Source organism: Bartonella sp. OD88NMGDW (assembly GCF_042193775.1).
Taxonomy (GTDB): Bacteria; Pseudomonadota; Alphaproteobacteria; order Rhizobiales; family Rhizobiaceae; genus Bartonella; species Bartonella grahamii.
Genome location: NZ_JBHIMA010000042.1, coordinates 1 through 1,921, shown reverse-complemented (window position 1 = coordinate 1,921; position 1,921 = coordinate 1). Strand labels below are relative to the sequence as shown.

1 protein-coding gene and 1 pseudogene are annotated in these 1,921 nt (G+C 46.4%); both read right to left on the bottom strand.

All coding sequences use genetic code 11. The features are described 5' to 3' along the window. On the bottom strand, positions 1-1,343 hold a 1,343-nt coding region (locus ACFIJR_RS08910; RefSeq protein ID WP_375654053.1), incomplete at its 3' end, for a portal protein. Beyond that, positions 1,328-1,921 (bottom strand): annotated as a pseudogene (locus tag ACFIJR_RS08905) (PBSX family phage terminase large subunit); the annotation flags it as partial. The pseudogene ACFIJR_RS08905 and the gene ACFIJR_RS08910, both read right to left, overlap by 16 nt.

Below are 1,921 nucleotides of genomic sequence, written 5' to 3'. Positions count from 1 at the left end.
GTCACTTCTCTTGTGCCAATGAATTCGGGCGATAAACCCGTCACCTGATTAATTGCTTCCTTAGCTTCATTAAACAGCTGGAAAAAGCCTTGTGGAAACTGTGCTACAGGCTTTGGTTGTATTTTACCACCTGCCAATGCGTTAGGTTTAACCCATGTAATACTGTCTGATCGGCTTAAACTTTTTGCTGCTTCTCTCTCATCCTTAAATGCACCACTCTCTGCCATTATCCCGCCTTTGGATTGGCTATTAAGGATATACATAACTTGACTAAAGTACTTATTCGCCCACCGTTGTGGGTCTTTTGTAGGACGCACAACCCCATAAAATTGCCGTTCTATCTTGTCAAAATACCCCGTTATACACTCCCAACCCAATTGACCCGCTGGAACCATGGGTTGATCGGGGCATAGCAAAACCTTCCTGCCTAAAAAAGCGCGCTTAACAACCTTTTTATTAAAAGCCGCCCCTTGAATATTAGGCATCATGCACTGTAGCTGCTTAAATTCTTCCTCGCTATAATCACGAAGTTCTCCAGTACTTAAATCGGGCGCTTTATAATACCTCTCGCTTTCAAACCAACGGCATTCAACAAGTGTAATCATCCGTCGACCGTTTTCAACATCAATGCCCTTCTCATCATTATAAGCTTCAAGATCATTATGATGAATGCCCTCATAAGCAATCCCATCACGAGCCCAATCTGCACTCAGTTCACTCCAATGGGCTTTGGGAAACATCTGCTTGGCTACTTCCAAAGGCTTGCGGTCCACATACCACAAACGTTGCGCATCGGTTAAGTTCGGTTGCACCGCTGCACTGTCCCAAACCATCTTTAACGGGTCTAAACGCGTAATGACCGGTTCACCATCAAAGCTGTTTTCATAATCAAGTCGCGTATCGGTCCAGCCCATGCCACAAATAACCGCATCTTGGAAAGCATCACTATCAGCATATTCTGCATGCGCCATGTCCCGAAACCATTCTGCCGCACCAGTAAGCAATTCACTTGGCAATGCCTTGCCTACTTGACGGGGAATGAATTGCACTTCGCGCTTGTTATTTCTCTCTGACCCCACAACAGCATTCACAAGCGGAGCAATACGATTAAAGGTCATAACGGGGCGGCGTTGCTCTTTTAACGCCGCTAAATCAGCCTCATTCCACTGATCACCATTGTAAAAACGAAAATCCTCCCGTGCATGTTCACGCCATTTATTCACATGCTCCACATCTTCTTTGTACCAACTCACAAGCTTGCGAAATAAGCCTTCTGTCGACAAATCTGATGCGTTACTTTCTTTATCTAAATGCTCTTCATCATACATCATTCTGCCATCCATGAGGTACTCTCATATTCCGTTCTGCCGCTATAAGCTGGTCGCTTTTGTATCGTCGGAGGTTCTTCATAAGCCACGCACATCAATCCAAAGGCATCTGCCCCATGACTGGACCAATCGTGCTCTGCTCCCAAGCCAATATTGCGCTTCTCATCCCATTTCTCGTGATACCAGTTCAGTGCTTTGCGCCCTGCTACGGTCGTCTCTTCATTGAACCAAACAGAAGGCAAAATACGTCGCACTGCCTCTATTCGCATTTTGACAGCACCAGCCCCTTGATTGGGAATGACCTGCGTTTCAAAACCCGCATCATTTAAAGCACTCTCAAAACTCACATTGTGCACACGGTCTCTGGTCGCCCCATCATGGGGAAGAACCATCAACGCCTTCTCATAACCGTTTTGACGCAACCAGCCTATATGCTCCGATAATGGTTGTCCTTGTGCTTCGTAATAATCAAGCACTCTGATCTCTCTGCCAACAAATTGCGCTATCCATATCGCTGTGGCATCTGCCTTGGCGCCCGTGCCCCCAATATCCCAAAAGGCGCGTATCTGCATTAAAGGATCACGAGCAACACG